The 958-nt window shown below is 51.3% G+C and carries 1 protein-coding gene; it reads right to left on the reverse strand.

Going from position 1 to position 958, the window contains the following annotated elements; all coding sequences use genetic code 11:
* Positions 1 to 958 (reverse strand): hypothetical protein (locus ASG38_RS17995; RefSeq protein ID WP_162239679.1); only part of this gene is annotated, 958 nt, incomplete at both ends.

Here is a 958-nt window from a genome sequence, read left to right on the forward strand (position 1 = left end):
GGAGGCCGATGCGGAAATGCGCAGGTCTTCCAGGGCAGACAGCAGTGAAGCCTCATTGTATGTCGCACTGTTTGAATAGCCCTGTACTGCCCCTATCAGGCTTTGGGGAATGCTTCCGTAAGCCATATTCTCTATCTTGGCGACCATCTGCGTACTGTTGTATCCCCAGACATAGCTGGTCTTCATCCCGTTGGGCTGCTCGCTTTCCAGAAGGTTGCCGTATTTATCGTATTGGTTGAATTTCGCCTTGGCAACAAGTGGGGTGCTTCCCGTTGAGGCGGACACAGTCGAGGGCATCCACGATACATTGTTTGTCCAGATGTTGGAATAGTCCGTCTTGCTGGTGTTAATTAGGTTTCCGTTCCTGTAGTCCTCTACCTTCTCGATTTCGGAGATCCTGTTTTTGGAGAGGGGAGAGTTGCCCGTATGGTAATAGTACTTGGACTTCAGTACGTCTCCGGCAGACGTAGTAGCTGTCTTTGATTCCAGGCTTCTGTTGATATCGTCATAGTAGCTGTACGCCGTAGTCTTTACCACGGGCTCCGAATTAGCCGGATAGTATGTGGTGGTCTCGCTCTGGAGCCTTGACCTTCCTATCCTGTCCCTGACCGTCCTGTTGTTAAGATAGCTTATCTGGTTGCTCTCGCCAAAGAAGGCATATTCATAGCTCGTGTTCTGTACGACGTTACCGTTCCTGTCATAGGACTTCTTGTTTTTCAACAGGCCTCGCTTGTAGTCGATGGACTGGCTGTAGGTATCCCCAATGTCGATGGTGCCAAGGGGGTAGTCTGCCGAAGAGGAGAAGGTGTATTCCGTCTTCCCGTTGTTTCCGCTGTCGGTCACCGTCACGTTGCGGTAGCCCACGAATTCCATCTGTCCGTACTTGTCGGAAAAGTTCATGTAGCTGTCGGCCACCAGGTTTCCGCTGCTTCGGTTGGGCTCACTGAAGAGGTTATAG

It is taken from the genome of Flavobacterium sp. Leaf359 (genome assembly GCF_001423985.1).
GTDB classification, from domain to species: domain Bacteria; phylum Bacteroidota; class Bacteroidia; order Flavobacteriales; family Flavobacteriaceae; genus Flavobacterium; species Flavobacterium lindanitolerans.